General features: G+C 40.2%; 20 protein-coding genes. 19 read left to right on the top strand and 1 reads right to left on the bottom strand.

Going from position 1 to position 24,424, the window contains the following annotated elements; all coding sequences use genetic code 11:
* Positions 1-92: 92 nt before the first annotated feature.
* The 16 genes from NFR51_RS03880 to purH all read left to right on the top strand — a co-directional run bounded on the left by NFR51_RS03880 (position 93) and on the right by purH (position 19,855).
* Positions 93-1,619 (top strand): YfcC family protein, encoded by a 1,527-nt coding sequence (locus NFR51_RS03880; protein ID WP_251712432.1) that lies wholly within the window; start codon positions 93-95, stop codon positions 1,617-1,619.
* A gap of 48 nt (positions 1,620-1,667) precedes the next feature.
* Entirely contained in the window at positions 1,668-3,011 is a 1,344-nt protein-coding gene (locus NFR51_RS03875) for a M20 family metallopeptidase (protein WP_251712431.1), read from the top strand.
* Between the two features lie 184 nt (positions 3,012-3,195).
* Positions 3,196-4,392 (top strand): CCA tRNA nucleotidyltransferase, encoded by a 1,197-nt coding sequence (locus NFR51_RS03870; RefSeq protein ID WP_251712430.1) that lies wholly within the window; start codon positions 3,196-3,198, stop codon positions 4,390-4,392.
* The gene (locus NFR51_RS03865; RefSeq protein ID WP_251712429.1) at positions 4,389-5,783 is read left to right on the top strand and encodes a C69 family dipeptidase; all 1,395 of its coding nucleotides are present in this window, start codon (positions 4,389-4,391) and stop codon (positions 5,781-5,783) included. Before NFR51_RS03870 ends, NFR51_RS03865 begins: the two co-directional genes overlap by 4 nt.
* A gap of 162 nt (positions 5,784-5,945) precedes the next feature.
* Positions 5,946-7,790 carry a glycerophosphoryl diester phosphodiesterase membrane domain-containing protein gene (locus NFR51_RS03860; protein ID WP_251712428.1) on the top strand — a complete coding sequence of 615 codons (1,845 nt, stop codon included), beginning with the start codon at positions 5,946-5,948 and terminating at the stop codon, positions 7,788-7,790.
* 88 nt (positions 7,791-7,878) lie between these two features.
* On the top strand, positions 7,879-9,729 hold the full coding sequence (locus NFR51_RS03855; RefSeq protein WP_251712427.1) for an ABC-F family ATP-binding cassette domain-containing protein: 1,851 nt from the start codon (positions 7,879-7,881) through the stop codon (positions 9,727-9,729).
* 171 nt (positions 9,730-9,900) lie between these two features.
* Positions 9,901-10,740, top strand: coding sequence for a thymidylate synthase (locus NFR51_RS03850; protein ID WP_251712426.1), 840 nt, complete (start codon positions 9,901-9,903; stop codon positions 10,738-10,740).
* 142 nt (positions 10,741-10,882) lie between these two features.
* Positions 10,883-11,308 carry an ASCH domain-containing protein gene (locus tag NFR51_RS03845; protein WP_251712425.1) on the top strand — a complete coding sequence of 142 codons (426 nt, stop codon included), beginning with the start codon at positions 10,883-10,885 and terminating at the stop codon, positions 11,306-11,308.
* 104 nt (positions 11,309-11,412) lie between these two features.
* Entirely contained in the window at positions 11,413-12,129 is a 717-nt protein-coding gene (purC, locus tag NFR51_RS03840; RefSeq protein WP_251712424.1) for a phosphoribosylaminoimidazolesuccinocarboxamide synthase, read from the top strand.
* A 54-nt stretch (positions 12,130-12,183) separates the two neighbouring features.
* Positions 12,184-12,426 (top strand): phosphoribosylformylglycinamidine synthase subunit PurS, encoded by a 243-nt coding sequence (gene purS, locus NFR51_RS03835; protein WP_251712423.1) that lies wholly within the window; start codon positions 12,184-12,186, stop codon positions 12,424-12,426.
* Complete coding sequence (gene purQ, locus NFR51_RS03830; RefSeq protein ID WP_251712422.1) at positions 12,426-13,106, top strand: phosphoribosylformylglycinamidine synthase subunit PurQ; 681 nt, start codon at positions 12,426-12,428, stop codon at positions 13,104-13,106. The genes purS and purQ overlap by 1 nt, the downstream gene beginning before the upstream one ends.
* Positions 13,103-15,319 carry a phosphoribosylformylglycinamidine synthase subunit PurL gene (gene purL / locus NFR51_RS03825; RefSeq protein WP_251712421.1) on the top strand — a complete coding sequence of 739 codons (2,217 nt, stop codon included), beginning with the start codon at positions 13,103-13,105 and terminating at the stop codon, positions 15,317-15,319. The genes purQ and purL overlap by 4 nt, the downstream gene beginning before the upstream one ends.
* Entirely contained in the window at positions 15,304-16,719 is a 1,416-nt protein-coding gene (gene purF / locus NFR51_RS03820) for an amidophosphoribosyltransferase (protein ID WP_251712420.1), read from the top strand. The genes purL and purF overlap by 16 nt, the downstream gene beginning before the upstream one ends.
* Positions 16,712-17,725: a phosphoribosylformylglycinamidine cyclo-ligase gene (purM, locus tag NFR51_RS03815; RefSeq protein ID WP_251712419.1), complete on the top strand. Its 1,014-nt coding sequence runs from the start codon at positions 16,712-16,714 to the stop codon at positions 17,723-17,725. Before purF ends, purM begins: the two co-directional genes overlap by 8 nt.
* The gene (gene purN, locus NFR51_RS03810; protein ID WP_251712418.1) at positions 17,722-18,264 is read left to right on the top strand and encodes a phosphoribosylglycinamide formyltransferase; all 543 of its coding nucleotides are present in this window, start codon (positions 17,722-17,724) and stop codon (positions 18,262-18,264) included. Before purM ends, purN begins: the two co-directional genes overlap by 4 nt.
* 40 nt (positions 18,265-18,304) lie before the next feature.
* Positions 18,305-19,855 carry a bifunctional phosphoribosylaminoimidazolecarboxamide formyltransferase/IMP cyclohydrolase gene (gene purH, locus NFR51_RS03805; RefSeq protein WP_251712417.1) on the top strand — a complete coding sequence of 517 codons (1,551 nt, stop codon included), beginning with the start codon at positions 18,305-18,307 and terminating at the stop codon, positions 19,853-19,855.
* 45 nt (positions 19,856-19,900) lie between these two features.
* Here the strand turns inward: purH and treR are convergent, their stop codons facing one another.
* Positions 19,901-20,617 (bottom strand): trehalose operon repressor, encoded by a 717-nt coding sequence (gene treR, locus NFR51_RS03800; RefSeq protein ID WP_251712416.1) that lies wholly within the window; start codon positions 20,615-20,617, stop codon positions 19,901-19,903.
* Between the two features lie 128 nt (positions 20,618-20,745).
* On the opposite strand from treR, the gene NFR51_RS03795 reads away from it, so the two are divergent.
* The 3 genes from NFR51_RS03795 to treC are packed head-to-tail and all read left to right on the top strand — an operon-like array spanning position 20,746 to position 24,421.
* Positions 20,746-21,231, top strand: a complete 486-nt coding sequence (locus NFR51_RS03795) for a PTS sugar transporter subunit IIA (RefSeq protein WP_251712415.1) — start codon at positions 20,746-20,748, stop codon at positions 21,229-21,231.
* A 12-nt stretch (positions 21,232-21,243) separates the two neighbouring features.
* Positions 21,244-22,791: a PTS transporter subunit EIIC gene (locus NFR51_RS03790; protein WP_251712414.1), complete on the top strand. Its 1,548-nt coding sequence runs from the start codon at positions 21,244-21,246 to the stop codon at positions 22,789-22,791.
* A gap of 19 nt (positions 22,792-22,810) precedes the next feature.
* Positions 22,811-24,421: an alpha,alpha-phosphotrehalase gene (treC, locus tag NFR51_RS03785; RefSeq protein WP_251712413.1), complete on the top strand. Its 1,611-nt coding sequence runs from the start codon at positions 22,811-22,813 to the stop codon at positions 24,419-24,421.
* Positions 24,422-24,424: the final 3 nt, after the last annotated feature.

Genomic DNA, 24,424 nt, shown 5'->3' with positions numbered 1-24,424 from the left:
AACAAAAATTCTCAGCTTTTGTTTGACTTTAGTCTGAAAAAGCATTAAACTAAAGTTGTTGTTATATGCATAAATATACAAAGGAGGTATATATGGAAACAAAAGCAGAAAAGAAAAAATTCCAAATGCCATCGGCATACACGATTCTTTTCATTATCATTGTACTTATTGCAATCTTGACTTGGTTTATTCCAGCAGGTCACTACAAGGTAGATGATGCAGGTAATATTATTGCTGGGTCGTTTACACAAGTTGCTTCAAATCCCCAAGGAATCTGGGATATGCTTATGGCCCCAGTTAATGGGATGTTAGGCATTGAAGCAAAAGGAAACGTACCTGCTACACCAGCGGCTATTCCTATCTCATTCTTTATTTTAATGGTTGGTGGCTTTTTAGGTGTAGTGAATAAAACAGGTGCACTTGAAGCAGGTATTGCTTCGATTGTCAAGCGCTTCAAGGGTAAAGAGAAGATGTTGATTCCAGTCTTAATGATCCTCTTTGCACTTGGTGGTTCCACGTACGGGATGGCAGAAGAAACATTGGCTTTCTATGCTTTAATTATCCCTGTCATGATTGCGGTTGGTTTCGATACGGTCGTGGCTGTTGCCATCGTTTTAGTCGGCTCCCAAGTGGGTTGTTTAGCATCTACTGTGAATCCATTTGCCACAGGAGTTGCTTCTCAGGCGGTGGGAATTTCCATGGGACAAGGTATGGGGCTACGTTTCTTCATGCTGGTTGTGCTTACAGGGATTTCGATTGTCTATGTTTATCGTTATGCTTCAAAGATTGAAAAGGACCCGACAAAATCTTTAGTTTACAAAAATCGTGAAGCCGATATCCAACATTTCGACATTGCTTCTATTGAAAAACAGGAAAATATTACGCAACGTCAAAAATGGGTAAATGTTGTCTTCTTCGGAAGCTTTGTCATTATGATTATGTCGCTTGTTCCTTGGGACATGTTGAATGAGCACTTTACTTTCTTTAACGACTTTACCACTTGGTTAACATCAATCCCAGGTTTAGGCGTTGTTCTTGGTAAAAGCATGGTGCCTTTTGGAGCATGGTATTTCCCGGAAATTACAATGCTCTTCATCGTCATGGCTGTTGTGGTTGCTTTCGTTTACCGTATGAAAGAATCTGAATTTATCTCTGCCTTCCTCGAAGGTGCCTCAGATATGATTGGGGTCGCGATTGTTGTAGCTGTGGCACGTGGGATTCAGGTTGTGATGAACAACGGGATGATTACAGATACAATCTTACATTGGGGTGAACAAGGACTTCAAGGTCTTTCATCAAGTCTATTTATTATCTTAACATTCATCTTCTATCTGCCAATGAGTTTCTTGATTCCATCAACATCTGGACTTGCAGCTGCTACGATGGGAATCATGGGCCCAATGGGCGAATTCGCCAATGTTTCAAAGGACTTAGTCATTACTGCTTATCAATCTGCATCAGGTATTTTGAACCTGATTACACCAACATCTGCCGTTGTTATGGGGGCACTCGCTATCGCCCGCTTTAACATTGGAACATGGTGGAAATTCATGGCCAAGCTGATTGTAATCCAGTTAGTTGTGATCATGGTTATCCTTGGCGTTGCCGCAGTATTATAAAAAATGAATAAAAAGCTTTCCATCGGGGGAGCTTTTGTTGGAGGTCACATGAAAACTTTTATTACAGACGAATATCAAACAGCAGCAGTACAAGCACTCGGACGTTTAGTCAAACATGCTTCTGTATTAGACGAGAGTGATTCTGGAGCAGGGCATCCTTTTGGTAAAAAAGTTTTGGGTGCTTTAGAAGAAGTATTGGAGCTTTGCCAAGAATTAGGTTTTAAGACTTTCCAGGATCCTGAAGGCTATTATGGTTACGCTGAGACTGGTGAGGGCGAAAAACTCTTTGGCCTGCTTTGTCACATGGACGTTGTACCTGCAGCGGATCAAGCAGGCTGGGAAACTGATCCATTTGAGATGGTTGAACGTGATGGACTTTTAATTGGCCGGGGAACACAGGATGATAAAGGTCCAAGTATGGCTGCGCTTTATGCGGTAAAAGCCTTAATGGATGCTGGTGTGACATTTGACGGACGCATTCGTTTTATCTTTGGTACAGATGAAGAAACACTTTGGCGTTGTTTGGATAAATATAATGAAAAAGAAGAAGCAATCACTATGGGCTTTGCTCCTGATTCTCATTTTCCACTCAACTATGCTGAAAAAGGTTTACTTCAAGCCTATCTTACTGGACCTGGCACAAACGAATTCGAATTGCACGCAGCTGGCGCACTAAATGTTGTACCCGATCGTGCGGCTTATACTTCGGAAAAATTAGCAGAAGTAAAAGCCGCCTTGACAGCGCATAGCTTTGCTTATGAAGAAACAGAAAAAGGAATTTCGGTAAAAGGCAAAAGCGTACATGCGATGGCTGCACCAGAAGGAGTAAACGCAACCCTACGTTTGGCGATTGCCTTGGCAGAAGTATTTGACTTCAAACCACTTGATTTCTTGGGTAAATGTGTTCAAGAAGATGCCACTGGTGAAAATGTCGTGGGTAAAGTCATGGATGAACAATCCGGTGAATTAACCATGAATTTCACGGATGTTGAAATCACTCCTGAACATACAAAAATTGGTGTGGATATGCGTATCCCTGTAACCATTGATAAAGACGAACTTGCTGAAAAGCTAGCCACTAAAGCAGCGGACTATCAACTGAAATACAAGCAATATGATTGGTTAAATCCTCTTTATGTACCAGTAGAAAGTGAACTTATCCAAACCCTCCTTGCAACATACCGTGAAATCACAGGAGATATGACGGAGCCGATGGTTTCTGGAGGAGCTACCTTTGCCCGGACGATGCAAAATTGTGTGGCCTTCGGAGCTATGTTCCCTGATACGCCTGACTATATGCACCAAGCCAATGAACAATGGGCAATTGCGGACTTGCGTAAAACGATGGAGATATATGCTGAAGCTATTTATCGCTTATGTGCAGTGAAGTAATCTAATGTTATAAGAAAAAATGATTCTCTCATGAATCATTTTTTTACAAGAAGAGCTTTGAATAAACAATTACTTTTCATTTTCAAACAGCTGTGTTTTCATCGCTAGCCTGTACCAAATCTTTTTATCTTAAAAAAATCTACTCAGCGACTCTTTTTCATTTGAAAAGTGCTAAAATAGAAGTATGAAACTAGAGAATTTGCCGTCAGAATTTGTACAAGCTTTGCCGGTTTTGGAGAAAATACAGGCACATGGTTTTGAGGCTTATTTTGTAGGAGGAAGCGTTCGTGATGCGCTTTTGCAAAGGCCAATCCATGATGTGGACATCGCAACCAGCGCATATCCAGCTGAAACCAAAGCCATATTTCCGCATACCATCGATGTGGGAATTGATCACGGTACCGTGTTGGTCTTAGCCGGTCAATCTGAAGCTGAACATTATGAAATTACTACCTTCCGTACAGAAAGCACCTATACAGATTATCGCCGTCCAGATTCTGTAGATTTTGTTCGAGAACTTTCCGAAGATTTGAAACGCCGTGATTTTACGATTAATGCCTTTGCTATGGATACTGAGGGACAGATTATTGACTTGTTCGATGGCCTTTCCGATTTAGCAGAGTCACGCTTGTGTGCTGTCGGAATTGCAACGGAACGTTTTAATGAAGATGCGCTTCGGATTATGCGGGCAATGCGTTTTGCTGCGACTCTGAATTTTGATGTTGAAGCAGAAACATTTAAAGCCATGCAAGCACGTGCCCATCTTCTAAGTAAAATTTCGATTGAACGTATCTTCATTGAACTCGACAAGTTACTTCTGGCTAAAGATTGGAAAAAAGGCTTAGAAATATTGCTTGCATCGGAAGCTTATACTTTCTTGCCTGATTTGCAAGAAAAAGCTATACACGCTTTGATTCAAACTCTAAAGTCGGACTTTATTTTTGCAAATTCAGCACAGGCTTGGGCTGCGCTCTTAGTCCATAGTGATCAAATAAATGTTAAAACTTTCTTGAAAAAATGGAAAGTGTCTAACGACTTTATCAAGTATGTGTATGATTTGACTGAGGCCTACAAACTTGAGAGTTGGAGTCTAGAGAGTATTTATCGCTATGGTTTAGAAAAAGCACTGCTGATTGATCAGCTTAAAGTTGCTGCAGGCCAAGAAGTTGATCGTGAACAGGCTTATCTTTATGATAAAAAGCTCCAGATTCATAGTAAGTCAGAGCTCGCAGTAACTGGCAATGACATTATTCAAACATTTGATATCAAGCCAGGTCCGATTTTAGGGAAGTTGCTTCATCAGATTGAAGAACAAGTCGTCAACAATCAGTTAAAAAATGATAGAAACAAAATTTTAATATATATTAAGGAGATACTATGATTACTCGTAAACAAGGTTCATGTACGACTATTTTGGTGGGGAAAAAAGCCTCAATTGATGGTTCTACACTTATCGCTCGTAATGACGATGGGCATGAAGCGCTAGATCCACAACGCTTTGTTGTTGTTCAACCAGAGGAACAACCGCGTCATTATAAAGCTGTGCTGAGTGCTTTGGAGCTGGACCTTCCAGAAAATCCAATGCGTTATACAGCAACGCCAAACGCTGTTTTAACAAGCGGAACTTGGGCAGCTGCAGGAATCAATGCTGCAAATGTTGCCATGTCAGCAACAGAAACAATTACAACCAACCCACGTATCTTGGGACTTGACCCCTACAATGAAGAAAGCGGTATGGGAGAAGAAGACTATGTTACTCTTGTCTTACCTTACATCCACAGTGCACGTGAAGGTGTTGAGCGCTTAGGTGCCCTTCTTGAACAATACGGAACATATGAACCCAACGGTATTGCTTTTGCTGATAAAGAAGAAGTTTGGTGGTTGGAAACGATTGGTGGCCATCATTGGGCAGCGGTTCGCATTCCAGATGATTCTTACGTGGTTGCGCCTAACCGCATGAACATTGATCATTTTGATTTTGAAAGTGAAGATACACTTTGTTCAAAAGATTTGAAAGCATTGATTGATGAAAACCATCTTAATCCAGATTTTGAAGGCTACAATTTACGCCATATCTTTGGCTCTAGCTCAGTAAAAGATAGTGTATATAACAATCCACGTACTTGGTACGGTCAAAATGCTTTGGGAACTCCGAGTGATGATCCTCAAAATCAAGAATTGCCATTTATCTGTAAAGCGACACGCAAAATTTCAGTAGAAGACATGAAATTTGTACTTTCGAGCCACTTTGAAAATACGGAATTTGATACTTACGGCACAACAAATACGCCGGAACAAGCACAACTTTTCCGCCCTATTGGAATCAATCGTAACCACAGTGTCCACATTTTGCAAATCCGTAATCATGTGGATGAAAAACTTGCAGGTATTCAATGGTTGGCATTCGGTGCAAATACTTTCAACCATGTCGTTCCCTTCTACACAAATGTTGAAGATACACCAGCTTGCTATCGTGATGCAACAGCGACATTTGACTTGAATAATATGTACTGGCTCAGTTGTACAGCAGCGCTTCTTGGCGATACAGATTACAGCAAGTACGTTGATTTACGCGATACTTATGAATTAGCAACTGTCGGCAAGTTCCGCGAAATCCAAAATAAAACGGATAAAGCTGGTGCTGCTGCAGACCCACAAGCAGCAAATGAAGAATTGGCAGCCTTTGCCTTAAAAGCAATGACGGAGATGCTTGGTCGTATGGTAATTTCAGGTTCAAATCGTATGAAGCTCCGTTATGACTTTAACGACTGATAATACAGAGAGAAAGCACTGAGGTGCTTTTTTTGATGCCTATGAAAATATCTAAAAATGTCTATCCTGTAAAAGAGTGTGAAGCATATCCTTAGTGTTCAGAAAATATTATGTTAAAATAAGAAGACAATTATTATATATATTACTAAAAAGGAAATGAAAATGCGTAAAACGTTTCAGATGACAAAAGATTTTTTTAAAAATACGTTTAACTATTTTGGTCCCGTAATCTTTTTTCACCTCCTACTCTTACTGGTCGTAGTTCCGACATTAACTGCAACCACTAATTTTTTACTCCGTCGTAAGGAAATTGATTATCTTGCTTACGATAATGTTATTTCCATTTTCAGCAAGCATCCTCTAACGGCACTCGCTTTGGCTGGGATTCTGGTGTTGACCTTAGTAGCTATATTTTTGGAGTTTACTTTTCTTACGATATTGGTCCACTTTGTGAGGAAAAAGGAGAAGGTTACAATTCCTGAGTTGCTTTATGCAACATTTTCAAGGTTGATACACCTTCGACCTTCCCTCATTCTGTTTTTCCTATTTTATTTTATGTTGGTCTTGCCCTTGAGTGGCTTTGCAAGTGGTATAGATATTATTTCTGCTATTCAAGTGCCCAACTTCATACTGGAATTTATTGCAACCAATAATTGGTGGCTTTTAGTAGCCTACATTTTGCTGACTATATTATCCATTTTTATTGGATATCGTTTGATTTTTGTTTTGCCGCTCATGATTTTGCAGCAAAAAAAACTCAGAACTTCATTGAGCGCCAGTTGGCAGATGAGCAAAGGAACATTTAAAGTTTTCTTTTTCCGTTTCACAGCAATTTTTGTGAGTCTACTGGCCTCTTTCTGGGTTATCAGTCAACTTTTGATTCTGTTGCAATCTGCAATTGATCATCACATGCCACAGATAGCTTTAGCATCAGCAACAGTGATTATGTTTATAATCCAAGTTTCAGCTTTATTACACATGCTTTTGTCACTGATTTTGATTTTCTACGTGGTCATTAATCTGTTAGAGGAATTAACGCCAGAGGAAATAGATGTAGAGCTAAAAGCTTTCCGTCTGTTGCCTAAAGGTTGGCATTGGGTGAGCCGTAGTTTATTGGGGATTTTTACAGCGCTGTTTATTGTGCTCATCGGTGTTTTTAACGTTTATTATCTTAGTCAGGACACGCTATCAGACCCTCTTATTATTTCACATCGTGGTGTATCAGAGAAAAATGGCGTTCAAAATACGATTCCAGCCTTGATTGAAACAAGCCAAACTTATCATCCAGATTATGTCGAAATGGATGTCCGTGAGACCAAGGATAAACAGTTTGTTGTTATGCATGATGAAAATTTACGGCATTTAGCTGGGGTTAACAAGAAAGTAAATGAGTTGACCTTAGCCGAACTCACAAAACTCACTGTCCGAGAAAATGGCAAATCTGCTCCATTGCCAAGCTTTGATGAATACCTTAAAGAAGCAGATAAACTTCATCAAAAATTGCTGGTTGAGATTAAAATTCCACTTAATGATGATGCAGATGCAGTGAGTAAAAATTTCTTGCAACGTTATAAAAAAGATATTGAGATGAAGCACCATCAGGTACAATCTTTAAGCTTTGACTTGGCACGGAGCTTAAAAAATCATGATTCGTCTACTTTTGTATCTTACATTATGACCTACAACCTTATCGGGGTACCTAAAAGTAATGTGGACGCCTTTTCTGTTGAAATATCGACATTGGATTCGGAATTTGTGGAAAAAGCGCACGACTACGGTAAAAAAGTATATGCTTGGGATGTCAATACTCCAACTACTGTACAACGTATGCGCCTATATGATGTGGATGGCTTAATCACAGATGATATATCTGTGGTGAAGAAAACGATTGAAAATACGCGAAAAAGTATGACATTTTCTCAAAAACTTCGCATTTACCTATTGGATCTAGGAAATGCAGACTTAACAGATTTAAGTTCAAATAGTTTTTCTAGCTTCAATGTTTAAAGGCAAAGGGTCAAGGCTCTTTGCCTTTCTTAACTTGTGCTATAATAAATAAGAGTATTCAGAGAAAATGATAGGATTGAGAGTGAACATGGCAGATTTTTTAGCATCAGAATTAACAAAAAGCGTGGGAGATAAAACACTTTTTGATAAAATTTCATTTATTATACATGACCTGGATCGCATTGGGTTATTAGGGACAAATGGTACAGGTAAAACAACCTTGCTTAATACGATTGCGGGCATTCAAGGTTTTGATGGAGACATTTCTCCTTTTACTCACCCACAAGATTATAAAATTACCTATTTGACGCAAGAACCAGATTTTGATGATACGGCAAGCATCATGGACACTGTTTTGGATGATTCACTCCCACAAATGAAAGCCATAAAAAGATATGAAACTGCACTTTTAAATATTGAAGACTTAAGCAAATTTGAACGTGCTCAATCCGATATGGATGCTTTAAATGCTTGGCAAGTAGAAGCAGATGTGAAAACAGTATTAACAAAACTTAAACTGCCTGATTTTTCTTCAAAGATAGGCTCGCTTTCAGGGGGACAAAAACGCCGCGTGCAGTTGGCCCAAGCGCTGGTAAATCCGTCTGATTTGCTTTTGTTAGATGAGCCGACCAACCACCTTGATGTGGACACTATCGCCTGGCTGCAAAACTACCTAAAAAACAGCAAGAGAACAGTGCTTTTTGTGACACATGATCGTTATTTTTTGGACAATGTGGTGACACGTATCTTTGAGCTAGACAAGTCGAAACTCAAAGAGTATCAAGGGAATTATCAAGATTATTTAGCACAGCGTGCTGAAGCAGAGGAGCGTGAAGCTGCAAGTCTGCATAAAAACCAACAGCTTTACAAATCAGAGCTGGCTTGGATACGTAAGTCTCCGCAAGCACGAGCAATCAAGCAGCAGGCACGTATTGACCGTTTTGAAAGTCTGAAAGAGGAGGTGCGCACGGATAAAGACTTGGGCGATGTAGACATCAGCTTGGCGACGACACGTTTGGGGAAAAAAGTCATAAACTTTGAAAATGCAGCTTTTGCCTTTCCTGAGCGTCAAATTTTTTCTGACTTGAACTGGATCGTACAGAATAAAAGTCGTGTCGGGATCGTTGGGGATAATGGTGTAGGTAAATCAACCTTGCTCAATATTATCGCCGGAGAACTTGAGTTGACGTCAGGAACGATGGATATCGGTGAGACTGTTAAGATTGGTTACTTCAGTCAAGAAATACGTGGACTTGAAGAGGATAAACGAATTATTAATTTCTTGGAAGAAGTAGCTTCAGCTAGCCAAAATACTAGCGGAGAGACAATTTCGATTGTTAATCTTTTGGAACAATTCCTCTTTCCGAGAAGCACACATGGTACTTTGATTCGTAAACTTTCTGGTGGTGAGAAGAAGCGGCTTTACCTCTTAAAAATATTATTAACACAACCTAATGTTCTGCTCTTGGACGAACCGACCAATGATTTGGATATTGCAACTTTAACAGTTTTAGAAGATTTTCTTGAAAAATTCCCTGGCTCTGTAATTACCGTAAGTCACGACCGTTATTTCCAAGACAAGGTTTCCAATGAACTTTTGGCTTTTGAAGATGGAAAAATTAACCATCTTTTTGGTGCTTACAGTGACTACTTGGCGACAAAAGTAGCCGCTCCTGTGGAGGTGGTAGCGCCGAAAGATGATACACGGGTACGTGAAGATGCGAAACCACGCATGACCTGGGCCGAAAAACAAGAATGGGCAACGATTGAAGATGATATTGCCAAATTAGAAGAACGAATAGAAGAAATCGACACCGAGATGAATGAAAATGGTTCAGACGCTGGCATGCTTTCTGAGTTACAAAAGAAATTAGATCAAGTTACTGCTGAGCTGGAAGTAAAGTATGAGCGTTGGGAGTATTTGAGTGAGAAGCTATAAAAGATATTCTGTTTTTTGTGCTGAAAATTATTCTTTTGAGGCTTCTCTGATTACTTTTCTAGAGAGGAAAGCTGCACAGGAAGGAGCCTTAAAACGAGTTCTTTCTTCAAACGCTCAATTCATAATATGATATAATGTTAGTCATAAATAAATAATTGAAGTGAGGGAAATATGACTTACGCAGATAAAATCTTCAAAGGAAACATCAGTAATATCCTCGAAAATGGCGTGTTTTCAGAAAATGCACGTCCCAAATATAAAAACGGCCAAACAGCCAACAGTAAATATATTACAGGCTCTTTTGTCACTTATGATCTTGAAAAAGGCCAATTTCCTATCACAACTCTTCGTCGTATTCCGATCAAGACGGCAATCAAAGAACTCATGTGGATTTACCAAGATCAGACAAGTGCACTTGATGTTCTAGAAGAAAAATATGGTGTAAAATATTGGGCGGAATGGGGAATCGGTGATGGTACCATCGGGCAGCGTTACGGTGCAACAGTCAAAAAGTACAATATTATTGGTAAGCTTCTCGAAGGTTTGGAAAAAAATCCATGGAACCGCCGCAATATCATTAACCTTTGGCAATATGAAGACTTTGAAGAAACAGAAGGACTTTTGCCCTGTGCGTTTCAAACCATGTTTGATGTAAGACGTGAAGCCGATGGTCAGATATATCTGGATGCCACTTTGATTCAACGCTCTAACGATATGCTTGTAGCACATCACATTAACGCGATGCAATATGTGGCTTTGCAAATGATGTTGGCTAAACACTTCAGTTGGAAAGTCGGCAAGTTTTTCTACTTTGTCAATAACCTGCATATTTACGATAATCAATTTGAGCAAGCGAATGAGTTGCTTTCACGTACGGGTTCAGAAAAGGAACCGCGTTTGATTTTAAATGTGCCAGATGGAACAAATTTCTTTGACATTAAGCCGGAAGATTTTGAACTGGTGGATTATGAACCAGTAGGTCCGCAATTAAAATTTGATTTGGCAATTTAAGGGGTCTGTCTTTATCAGACTTCACGTTGATTTATGGCTGCAGAGTATGTTTCGAATCTAGAGGATACTTTCCCTTGACAGAATAGCTTGCCCCGAGAAAAATAGGCTGCTGAAAGTTATAAGAAAAAGACTGGGAGGAAGAATGTACGAAGAATTTATCAAAGAAGCAAATTTAAATCCTGAGAACTTTGGTGGTGCTTGGGCCTTTGGAGATAATCCCCAAATGGCTGATGAGATATTGGAACTTGTCCTTCAAGGTAAAAAACGAGCAACAGCGAGTGCTTTACTGGACTATGGTCCTGATGAAGATTTGCCCGAAGTTGATGGGAAATATGAACTTTTATTAGACAGCAAAGGTTGCCCCCGAGCGGCAATTCAAACGAGCAAAGTTTATATTACTAAATTCAATAAAGTAACAGAGGAGCATGCTTTCAAAGAGGGGGAGGGAGATAGGAGTCTGGCCTATTGGCGTCAAGCCCACGAAAACTTTTTCCGGGAGATAGGTTGTTTTTCTCCGGATATGGATATTGTCTGTGAAGAATTTGAACTTTTATATAAACGTTCGTAAAAAGCGAACGATATTCAAAAAAGATATTGCTTTCACAAGTAATATCTTTTTTTGTACTCTAAATAAGGTTAGAATGAAATTATAAAATAAAGAGGAGGCATATCGTGAGAAAGGGACGCTTGCTTTATGAAGGTAAAGCTAAGAAGCTTTATGAAACAGAGGATAAACAGCTGGTTTGGGTGGAGTATTGTGATAACGCTACGGCACTTAATGGTAAAAGAAAAGAAGAAATTAAAGGCAAAGGAGCATTGAACAATCAAATCACATCCTTGATTTTTCAAAAATTAAACGCCGAACAAATACAGACAAGCTTTATCGAACAATTGTCCAAAACCGAACAATTGAACCGAAAGGTTGAAATTATACCTCTGGAAGTAGTTTTGAGAAATCGTGTTGCAGGCTCCTTTGCGAAGCGATTTGGTTTGGAAGAAGGCGAAGTTCTTCCGCAACCCATTATTGAATTTTATTACAAATCTGATGCACTGGATGATCCTTTTATCAATGATGCACATGTCTATTTTCTTGAACTTTCCCAACCAGAAGAATTGGAATTCATCAAGACAGAAACACTAAAAATCAATGCACTTCTCCAAAAAATATGGGCAAAAATCGGCTTAAGTCTGGTCGACTTCAAACTCGAATTTGGTCGTACAGCAGAAGGCGAAATTATCTTGGCAGATGAAATTTCGCCAGATACCTGCCGCCTTTGGGATGCGGAGGGGAACCATTTGGATAAAGATGTTTTCCGTCGTAATATTGGAGATTTGATTGAAGTATACAGTCGCGTACTCACAGCCCTTCAAGAAGAAAAAGAATTGTAAGATTTAAGCTATATCCATAGAGAAAAATAAAAGAAAGTGAATGAGAAAGAGAAAATGAGCAAAGTAGAAGTTTACGTAACCTATAAAAAATCAATTTTGGATCCGCAAGGACAAGCCATCAAGGCAGCAACTCAAAAGCTGGGCTACTCTGAAATTCAAGATATTCGCGTTGGAAAATATTTTGAAATCGAAGTTGATGATGAGCCTCAAACTGCCGTGAAGAAAGTGGAAGAGATAGCTGAAAAATTATTAGCAAATCCAAACATGGAAACTTACAAGGTTGAGGTGGTGCAGTGATGAAATTTGCAGTTATTCAATTTCCTGGGTCAAATTGTGATTTTGACCTCCTCTGGGCCATTCGTGATGTCATGCAGGCAGAAGCCGAGTTTGTTTGGCATGAAGAACGTTCTCTTGCTGGATTTGATGCGGTGCTCATCCCTGGTGGGTTCAGCTATGGTGACTATCTACGTTGCGGGGCTATTGCTTCCTTTTCTAATGTTATGCCTGAAATTAAACGTTTGGCAGCAGAGGGGAAACCTGTCTTTGGTACCTGCAATGGCTTTCAAATTCTTATTGAAGCAGGACTTTTACCTGGAGCATTGATTCAAAATGACAGCTTAAAGTTTGTTTCAAAGTGGCAAAACTTAAAAGTAAATAATGATTCAAAATTTACAACGGAATTTTCTAAAGATGAAGTGATTAGTTTGCCCATCGCACATGGGGAAGGGAAGTATATTGCGGATGAACAAACTTTGGCAGATTTAAAAGAAAACGGACAAATCGTTTTCACTTATGCAAATGGAAACCCTAACGGTTCAGCTTTAGATATTGCTGGTATTTGTAATCAAGAAGGGAATGTTTTGGGGATGATGCCCCATCCAGAACGCGCTGTAGAATCCCTATTGGGTGGAAATGATGGTAGAAAAATGTTTGCCAGTATCTTAAAAAATTTTGTAGAAGAAGGAGCACCACAATGAGCGGTGAAATGAGTCCAGAACAAATCCAAACATCAAAAATTTATCGTGAATGGGGCTTGACTGATGAAGAATACTCTAAAATTAAAAATGAGATTCTTAGTGGTCGCTTGCCTAACTTTACAGAAACAGGCATGTATGCCGTGATGTGGTCAGAGCATTGTTGCTATAAAAATTCAAAACCTGTCTTGAAAAAATTTCCAACAGAAGGCCCACAAGTACTTATGGGACCAGGTGAAGGTGCAGGTGTCGTTGATATTGGTGACGATTGGGCAGTTGTTTTCAAGGCAGAATCACACAACCACCCGAGCTATGTTGAGCCCTATGAAGGTGCGGCAACAGGTTCTGGCGGCATTATTCGAGATATCTTTTCGATGGGCGCACGTCCAGTTGCTCTTTTGGACAGCCTTCGCTTTGGTCAGATTGATAATGCTAAAACGCGTCACATTGTTGACCGTGTGACAGCTGGAATAGCAGGATATGGTAACTGTATCGGTATTCCGACAGTAGGTGGAGAAGTAGCTTTTGATGAATCTTATGCGGGAAATCCTTTAGTGAACGTGATGTGTGTGGGCTTGATTGAGCATAAGCACATCCAAAAAGGACAAGCCAAAGGTGTGGGCAACACAATCATGTATGTCGGTGCGAAAACAGGACGTGACGGCATTCATGGTGCTTCCTTTGCCTCTCAGGAGTTTGGTTCAGGTTCTGAAACACAACGTTCTGCCGTTCAAGTGGGCGATCCTTTTATGGAAAAACTTTTGTTAGAGGCTTGTCTCGAAGTCATTCATAATCATTCGGATATTCTTGTCGGCATTCAAGATATGGGTGCTGCTGGATTAGTTTCTTCAACTTCGGAAATGGCTTCGAAAGCTGGATCGGGTTTGAAACTTAATTTAGATTTAGTGCCACAACGTGAGACGAATATGACACCATACGAAATGATGCTTTCAGAATCGCAAGAACGTATGGTGCTTTGCATTAAAAAAGGACATGAAGATGAAATCGTTGACCTCTTCAAAAAATACGAACTTGATGCGGTAAATATCGGTGAAGTCACTGACGACGGGATGTACACATTGTTCCATCAAGGAGAAAAGGTTGCTGAAATTCCAGTAGACTCTTTAGCTGAGGATGCACCGGTTTATTATCGTGAAATGAAAGAGCCCGCACGCATTGCTGAATTTGAAAAAGCTGAAAAATTTATCCCTGAAATCGCAAACGCAACAGAGGTTCTCAAAGAACTCCTGAATCAACCAACAATTGCGAGCAAGCGCAGTATTTACGAAACTTATGATAGCCGTGTAATGACAAATACAGTTGTTGCGCCAGGTTCTGATGCAGCAGTTATTCGCCTCCGCCATTCCAATAAAGCTTTAGCGATGACAACAGACTGTAATGCGCGCTATCTCTACCTGAATCCCGAAATTGGTGGGCAAATAGCGGTCGCAGAAGCAGCACGAAATATCATCGCTTCAGGAGGGAAACCTTTAGCTATTACAGACTGCCTGAACTTTGGTAATCCAGAAAAGCCGGAGCAATTTTATGAGTTAAGCAAGGCGTGTGATGGCATTTCGGAATCTTGCCGTGTCCTATCCACCCCGGTTATCTCGGGCAACGTTTCCCTCTATAACGAAACGAACGGTCAATCTATTTTACCGACACCAATGATTGGGATGGTTGGCCTGATTGAAGATGTTGCACATATTACGACACAGGATTTTAAAGAAACAGGTGACTTAATTTATCTTATCGGGGATACTGCAGATGATTTCTCTGGGTCTGAAATTCAAAAAATGATGACAGGAGAGCTTTCAGGTACGCTGAACTTTGATCTGCAAGCTGAAAAAGAAAATCAGGAATGCGTACTAAAAGCAATCCAAGCGGGTCTCATTCAATCAGCGCATGATTTGTCTGAAGGTGGTTTAGCCGTTGCTCTTGTCGAGTCGGCTATTGCAAACAATAAAGGAATTTCGGTTCATTTTGATGGCAATGCATCACAACTCTTCTCTGAAAGTCAAGGGCGCTTTATCCTCTCGGTTCATCCAGAAGATGAAAAGAACTTTGAAGAACTGATGGCAGGTAAAGCAAGCAAGTTAGGGCAGGTTACAGAGAAGTCAGAAATTAAAATTTCGGCAAAAGACGGCGAAATTTTCCTATCGACTGAAGAAGCAAAAGCGATTTATGAAGGAGCGATTCCATGCCTTATGAAGTAAAGTCCTTAAACGAAGAATGCGGTGTTTTTGGCATCTGGGGACATCCTGAAGCTGCACAACTGACTTATTTTGGGCTTCATGCCTTGCAACACAGAGGACAAGAAGGTGCTGGCATTCTGTCAAATAATGAAGGGCAACTTCAGCGACATCGTGATTTAGGCTTAGTGACAGAAGTTTTTCGTCACGAAAAAGATTTGCAAAAATTGTCAGGGAAAGCAGCTATGGGGCATGTGCGCTATGCCACAGCAGGCTCAGCAGAATTAAACAACATTCAGCCTTTCCACTTTAAATTTCAAGACACGCAACTTGGTTTAGCCCATAACGGCAACTTGACCAATGCCCTGTCGCTACGACGTGAGTTAGAAGCACAAGGTGCAATCTTTTCTTCAAGTTCAGACACGGAAATTTTGGCGCATTTGATTCGACGTAGCCATCATCCTGAATTTATGGGAAAAGTAAAGGAAGCTTTGAATACTGTGAAAGGTGGCTTTGCTTATCTCTTAATGACAGAAGATTCGCTGATTGCAGCTCTTGATCCTAATGGCTTCCGTCCTTTATCTATTGGGAAAATGTCTAACGGTGCGCTCGTTGTAGCCAGTGAAACCTGTGCCTTTGATGTTATAGGTGCAGAGTTTGTTCAGGAAGTCAAACCGGGTCAGATTATTCAAATTAATGATCAAGGCTTGCATGTTGAGCAGTTTACAGATAAGACCAATACACAAATCTGTTCAATGGAGTATATTTACTTTGCACGTCCGGACAGTGTTATTGCAGGTGTCAATGTCCATACAGCACGTAAACAATCAGGACGTATTCTGGCACGTGAAGCTCAAATAGATGCAGATATGGTCATTGGTGTGCCAAACTCATCGCTCTCAGCAGCATCAGGATATGCAGAAGAATCTGGATTACCTTACGAAATGGGTTTGATTAAGAATCAATATGTGGCACGTACATTTATTCAGCCTACACAAGAACTAAGAGAACAAGGTGTACGGATGAAGCTCTCGGCTGTTTCCAGTGTAGTCGAAGGTAAAAAGGTCATCATGGTAGACGATTCTATTGTACGTGGAACGACAAGCAGACGAATCGTGCGTTTACTTAAAGATGCTGGCGCTGCTGAAGTCCACGTTGTAATTGCGAGCCCACCGCTTGCTTATCCCTGCTTTTATGGTATCGATATTCAAAAGCGAGAAGAGTTGATTGCAGCCAATCACTCAGTCGATGAAATTTGCCAAATTATTGGAGCAGATAGTCTTACTTTTTTAAGTCAAGAAGGGTTAGTTGAGGCCATTGGCCACGATAATCTCTGTCTGTCTTACTTTGACGGTATATATCCGACGCCACTTTACGATTACGAAGAAAATTACCTGAAATCTTTAGGAGGAAAAAATGTCTAAAAATGCTTATGCAAAGGCTGGAGTTGATGTTGAAGCGGGTTACCAAGTGGTTGATCGCATAAAAAAACATGCCGAAAAAACGAAGAGACTTGGCGTTCTTGGAGGACTTGGAGGATTTGGAGCGGCATTTGATCTTTCAAGCCTTGATGTTAAGGAGCCGGTACTCATCTCTGGAACGGACGGTGTAGGCACAAAGCTGATGCTGGCTATTGAAGCAGATAAACATGACACGATTGGGATTGATTGTGTAGCCATGTGTGTCAATGATATCATTGCAGCAGGAGCTGAGCCTCTCTACTTTCTTGACTATATCGCTACTGGAAAAAACCAACCGGAAAAGCTGGAAAAAGTGGTCGCAGGTGTTGCCCAAGGATGTTTGCAGTCAGGTGCAGCCTTGATTGGTGGCGAAACAGCAGAAATGCCAGATATGTATGATACAGATGACTATGACCTTGCAGGTTTTGCTGTCGGTATTGCCGAAAAGTCAGCCCTAATTGATGGCCCCAAGAATGTTGAGGCAGGTGATATCTTATTAGGACTTCCTTCCTCCGGCATTCATTCGAACGGTTACTCACTCGTTCGGAAAATCTTTAAAGATTTTGATAAACAAGAAATTCTTCCTGAGCTGGAACGTCCCCTCGAAGAAGAGTTGCTTGAACCCACTCATATTTACGTTCAAGAGCTGTTGCCACTTATAAAGGACAACATGATTAAGGGGATATCACATATTACAGGAGGTGGTTTTTATGAAAATCTTCCGCGGATGTTTAGTGATCAATTAGCAGCTGAAATTAAAGAAGAGAGCTGGGAGATTTTGCCTATTTTCAAAGCTTTGGAGAAATACGGTCAAGTTCCTCATGACGAAATGTTCCAGATTTTCAATATGGGAATTGGCATGGTCCTCGCTGTTGCCCCAGAACAGGCTGAAGAAGTGAAGCAAAGAGTAAAATGCTACGAAATCGGAAAAATTACTCCTCGTGTGAAACAAGCGGTAATTATAAAATGAGGATTGCCGTTTTTGCCTCTGGCTCAGGATCTAACTTTCAAGCCCTTGCCCAAGCCTTTCCCACAGAAATTCAGCTTTTGTTCTCGGATAAGACTGAGGCTTATGCTCTACAAAGAGCTCAGAAGCTCAATATAGCTGCCGTCAGCTTTACACTAAAATCTTTTGCTAATAAGCAGAGTTACGAAGAAGCCTTAGTTGCTTTGCTCCGTGAGCATCAGATTGATTTGGTTTGTCTTGCAGGTTATATGAAAATTGTTGGTCCCACTCTTTTGCAAGCTTATGAAGGCCGAATCATTAATATCCATCCCTCTTATCTGCCAGCTTTTGCGGGTTCAGCTCATGCGTTAGAGGAATCCTGGCAAGCTCAAGAAGGCTTGGGAATCACCGTTCATTGGGTGGATTCTGGAGTCGATACAGGAGAAATTTTAGCCCAGCAGCAGCTTGATTATCATCCAGAACTCGTCGAATATGAAAAAAAGCTCCATCAAACAGAGCATGAATTGTATATAAAAGTAGTGCGAAGCCTTATCAAAAAATAGTAAGAGCTATTATAAACTTAAAAATAGAAAAGGAATAAAAATGACTAAACGTGCGCTTATCAGTGTGTCGGATAAAAATGGAATCGTTGAATTGGGGGAGTCTTTAAGTAAACTCGGTTTTGAAATTATCTCAACCGGCGGAACAAAAAAGGCTTTGGATGAAGCAGGTATTGCAACCTTAGCGATTGAAGAAGTCACGCATTTTCCGGAAATGATGGATGGCCGTGTGAAAACATTGCATCCAATGATTCATGGCGGACTTTTGGCCCGACGTGATTTGGACAGTCACGTAGCTGCTTTGGAAGAGCACAATATTACACCCATTGACTTGGTTGTTGTCAATCTTTATCCTTTCAAAGAGACGCTCTTGTCAGGAGCTGATTATCAAACAATTGTCGAGAATATTGATATTGGTGGTCCTTCAATGTTACGTTCTGCAGCTAAAAATCATGCAGACGTTACTGTTCTTGTTGATCCAGAAGATTATTCTGCAGTTCTCGAAGAATTCGAAAAAGCTGGGGAAACCAGCTTAGAGCTTCGTCAACGTTTGGCTGCCAAAGTTTTTCGACATACTGCTGCTTATGATGCGCTCATTGCACAATATTTAACAGAAAAGTTTTCTGATCAAGAGGAAAAGCCTGAAAAGTTGACACTGACCTATGATTTAAAACAAGGGATGCGTTATGGTGAAAATCCACAACAAGATGCAGATTTTTATGAAAATGCCCTTCCAACTGCATATTCGATTGGGCAAAGTGTGCAATTGCACGGCAAAGAATTATCTTACAACAATGTGCGTGATACGGATGCAGCACTGCAGATTGCGCGTGATTTTACGGAGCAACCGACCGTTGTGGCGCTTAAGCATATGAATCCTTGCGGCATTGGCCAGGCGGAAACGATTGAGCAGGCTTGGGATTACGCTTATGAGGCCGATCCTGTCTCTATCTTCGGAGGTATCGTCGTTTTAAATCGCCCAGTCGACCAAAAAACAGCTGAGAAAATGAGCAAAATCTTTTTAGAAATCATTATCGCCCCAACGTTTTCTGATGAGGCTCTGGCAATTTTGACAAAAAAGAAAAATATCCGTTTGCTTACGCTTGATTTTGCACAAATTGTAGCATCAGAAAGAGAAGCGATGATTACAGGTGTGCTTGGTGGTGTTTTAGTACAGGAGCAAGATGTTGTTGCAGAACAACCAGAAAGTTGGACAGTAGCAACGCAAGCCCAACCAGATAAGGAACAATGGGAAGCCTTAAAATTTGCATGGAAAGCGGTCAAGTATGTGAAGTCTAACGGTATCATTGTTACAAATGAGCATCAAACACTTGGGGTTGGACCTGGTCAAACCAACCGTGTAGCTTCAGTGAAAATAGCAATCGAAGCCGCTCAAGAAAAAGGTCTAGATAATACTGTGATTGCTTCTGACGCCTTCTTTCCCTTTGCAGATAATATTGACGAGATTGCCAAATCTGGCATCAAAGCAATTGTACAACCGGGTGGTTCCGTTCGTGATCAAGAAGTCATTGAAGCGTGTGACAAGTATGGCCTCACGATGGTCTTTACAGGTGTGAGACATTTCCGCCATTAATACTAATATAAAAAGTCGAGAGAATAAATTCCTCGACTTTTTATATTAATGCTTTTGCCGTCTAGAAAACTCAGTAAAGCGGAACTTGTCCACCTGATGGCGGCTTTCTGTATATTGGAAAATACTATTGTCGGAGAGGTAAACGTGGCTGCGTACGCTCACAACATGGCGATCTTTAGGGTTCAAGTCCAAATAGTCTTTGTCTTCATTGTTAACAAAATCAATAGTAATTTCTTTTTGAGCATAGGAGATATCTAAATTGAGCTGATGTTCAAGATAAGCATAAAGGGAGGTTTGAATCATATCTTCTGTCATATTTGGTGCAATAGAAGCCAAGATATAGTCACGATCAAGAATGACAAAACTATTATCAATATTTCGGCGACGCAAGATATGAAAGGCCTGGGCTCCTTCTTCAAAAAAAGAAAGCTCTGAAAGCTGCTTATCTACAGTAATTTTCTCAAAAGTTAGGATTTCCGTAGTAGAGACAAAGTTTAAAGAATCTTTTAACTCTTTAAAAGAGATTAAACCAGATATGGGGAACATTAATCTTTCACGTGGAATAACGATGGAACCAAAGCCATGCCGCCGCTGGATAATGCCACTTTCTTCCAAGATTTTTAAAGCTTGTCTTACTGTTGCACGACTGGTTTGATAGATTTCTGTAAGCTGATTTTCGCTAGGTAAAAGTTCATTTTCGGGATAGTTTCCCTCAATTATTTTTTTCTCTAAATCTCGAAGGATGATTTCATACTTTTTCATAATATAAGTGTAGCAAAAAAGAAGTTTAAGATAAAGTAAAAATATAAACGCTTGCAAAACCGCTTTCATTTTGTTATCATTAACTTGTACGTACAAGTTATCAATTTATTATATTTAAGGAGAGAAAGATGCTAGGTTTTGGCAAGAAAAAAGCTTTGAGTGATGATACAGGTCTATATGCACCTCTATCAGGGACAGTCATTGATTTAGAACAGGTTGCGGATCCCGTATTTTCAAAAAAAGTGATGGGAGATGGTTATGCGATTGAGCCAACGAGTAATCAAATTGTTAGTCCTGTAGCAGGGGAGATTACCTTGGTTCAAGGACATGCTTTAGGGTTTAAGCGTGCTGATGGTTTAGAAGTCCTGCTTCATCTGGGGATTGATACAGTAAGCCTAAACGGTCAACCGTTTCACATTAAGGCAAAGCTAGGGGATAAAGTTGAAGGGGGAGACAAGCTTGGACGTGTAGATTGGCAACAGGTTGAAGCTGCAGGTCTTCCTTTAACAAGTATGATTTTAATCACCAATACTTCTGAAAAATTGGACAGTCTTTCTATTGAAAAAGGAAAAGCTCAGGCAGGCGACAAGCTTGGCCAAGCAAAGGCAAAATAAAAAGGAGAAATCATGGCAGATTACAAAAAACTTGCAGCAGATATTATCGAAGCTGTTGGTGGAGAAGAAAATATTACAAAAGCTATTCATTGTATCACACGCTTACGCTTTTATTTAGTAGATAAAGATAAGGCGGATAGCGAAAAATTAGAAGCTATGGACGGTGTTGCTGGCGTTGTTTATAATGCTAACTTGGGACAATATCAGGTAGTTATTGGTCAAGCTGTTGCAGATGTTTATGATGAAATTGTGGCGCAACTTGGCAGTCGTGTAGTCGAGGGTGCTGATGATCACACAGTAATTGAAGAAAATAACGTGTCGAAAAACCCAGTTGCGCGTGCTTTCCAAGTTGTGGTCGGAACAATCACTGGCTCAATGATGCCAATCATTGGTCTTCTAGCTGCTGGTGGTATGATTAATGGTATCCTTAACATGTTTGTTAAGGGAAATCACATTTTTGAACTTATTAGTCCTACTGACCCGACTTATATTATTATTTCAACATTGGCAATGGCGCCATTCTATTTCTTGCCGGTTTTAGTTGGTTACGCAGCTGCGAAACAGCTAGGCTCAGATCCTTACGTTGTAGCTGCGGTAGGTGGCTTTATGATTCACCCCGCATTACAAGGTCTTGTAGCGGCACCAAATATTATTCAAAATGGTGAGATTGTTGCAGGAAAAGCCCCTGTTGTTATGGAGTTCTTTGGTGTTACCTTTAATACAAGTTATTTTAACATCCCAGTAAGCCTTCCTAACTATGCTTATACCATCTTCCCTATCATTGTAGCTGCTTGGTTAGCAAAACCTATTGGTTCTTGGCTTAAAAAGCATATGCCTTTGGCACTTCGTTCAATTTTTGTACCAATGATTACTTTCTTTATCGTTGCTTCATTGGTTCTCTTGTTGGTAGGACCTGTGATTAGTATTGTTTCATCAGCGCTTGCTTCGGTTATTACTGGATTGATTAACCTTAACCTCACTATAGCAGGAGCAATTATTGGTGGTCTTTATCAAGTTTTGGTTATCTTTGGTCTTCACTGGCTCGTTATTCCTATTTTGACACAGCAAATTGTGACAACGGGAGAATCAAATATTAATATGATTGTTTCTTTCACAATGTTAGCACAAGGTGCAGGAGCTTTAACTGTTTTCCTCAAAACACGTCAGCAAAGTCTTAAAGGTTTAGCATTACCTGCGGCTATTTCGGCTTTCTGTGGTGTAACAGAGCCAGCCATGTACGGTATTAACTTGAAGTATATGCGCGTATTTATTATGAGTTCAATCGGTGCAGCAGCAGGTGCAGCTGTAGCAGGTCTCTTAGACTTGCATATGTATGGCTTCTCCGGCTCACTTATTGGTTTCCCTAACTTTGCGGCTACGACAAATCCACTGACGCATGCTGCAGGTAACCCTAATAACTTCATTGTTTTCTGGATTGCAACAGCAGTGTGTATCGTTGTTTCAATGACATTGGTGTGGTTCTTTGGTTTCAAAGACTCAGATACAATGGGAACAGGTCTTGAAAAGAAAAACGTATTTAAATCAGCTATAAATAAATAAAAAACAAAGGAAGAAGATTATGACATTAAGCGAGAAAGTCATCTATCAGATTTATCCTAAATCATTTTTAGACACAACGGGAAATGGTATCGGTGATCTTAGAGGGATCACGGAAAAATTGCCCTATCTGGCAGAGTTGGGAATTGATATGATTTGGCTCAATCCTTTTTACCCTAGTCCTCAAAAAGATAACGGTTATGATATATCTGATTATATGAATATCGATTCTGTATTCGGTGATTTTGAAGATTTTGACCAAATGATTGCCCGAGGGAAAGAACTAGGTATTGAGTTTATGCTGGATATGGTTTTGAACCATGTTTCAACAGAACATGAATGGTTTAAAAAGGCCTTAGCCGGTGATAAATACTACCAAGACTTCTTCATTTTAAGAGACCAACCGACAGATTGGCGCTCTAAATTTGGTGGCAGTGCCTGGGCTCCCTTTGGGGATACAGGAAAGTACTACCTTCACCTGTATGATGTGACCCAAGCTGACTTAAATTGGCGCAATAAAAATGTGCGTCAAGAGTTGTTCAAAGTCGTTAATTTTTGGCGCTCAAAAGGAATTTCAGGTTTCCGTTTCGATGTGATTAATGTAATTGGAAAAGACGAAATTCTTAAAAACAATCCAGAATTTGAGGGGAAATTTGAGTATACAGATAAGCCGATAACTCATGAATATCTCCAAATGTTAAATCGAGAGACTTTTGGACAGGATGAGAATGCCATAACAGTAGGGGAAATGAGCTCAACAACGATTGAGAACAGCATTCTTTACACACGGTCTGATCGAAAAGAGCTGAGTATGGTCTTTAATTTTCATCACCTTAAAACGGACTATAAAGATGGAAATAAGTGGACCAAAGCTCCCTTTAACTTTCAAATGCTGAAGCATCTTTTCCATGAGTGGGGAGAAAAAATGGGGAAAGGAGGAGGCTGGAATGCAAACTTCTGGAATAATCATGATCAACCTCGCGCCCTTAACCGTTTTGTTGATGTGAAGAATTTTAGAGTGAAAGGGGCAACGATGCTCGCAGCTTCAATTCATCTTAGTCGAGGGACACCTTTCATTTATATGGGAGAAGAAATTGGAATGATAGACCCAGACTATGATTCTGTAGCAGATTACAAAGATGTAGAGGCACGAAACGCTTATGAAATGCTGATAAAGCAAGGAAAATCAGAAGAAGAAGCTTTTGACATAGTCAGCAGCAAGTCTCGAGACAATTCACGAACACCAATGCAGTGGGACAATACTGCAAATGCAGGCTTTACAAAGGGTGAACCATGGCTTAAAGTGGGGAAACATACGGATATCAATGTGAAAAAAGACAAGGATGGAGAAATCTACAATTTCTATAAGAAACTAATTGATTTACGCAAGTCTGAAAAAATCATCGCTGAAGGAAGTTACAAACCTGCACTTGAAGACTCTGAGCACATTTATGCCTTTGTCCGTGAATATGGTGAGCAGCGTCTGCTTGTCCTTAATAATTTCGCAAATCATAGTGTGAATTTTAAAATTTCGCAAGGTTTTGAAAAAGCAGAAGTTTTTGTCAATAATTATGGTTCATATGAAAGCGAGACCCTTGCTCCATACCAATCTGTAGCTCTGTTGACAAAGTAGTGC

It is taken from the genome of Lactococcus ileimucosae (genome assembly GCF_943193185.1).
Lineage (GTDB): Bacteria > Bacillota > Bacilli > Lactobacillales > Streptococcaceae > Lactococcus > Lactococcus ileimucosae.
The sequence above is the reverse complement of the archived record's forward strand: the minus strand, read 5'-3'. Positions and strand labels throughout refer to the sequence as shown.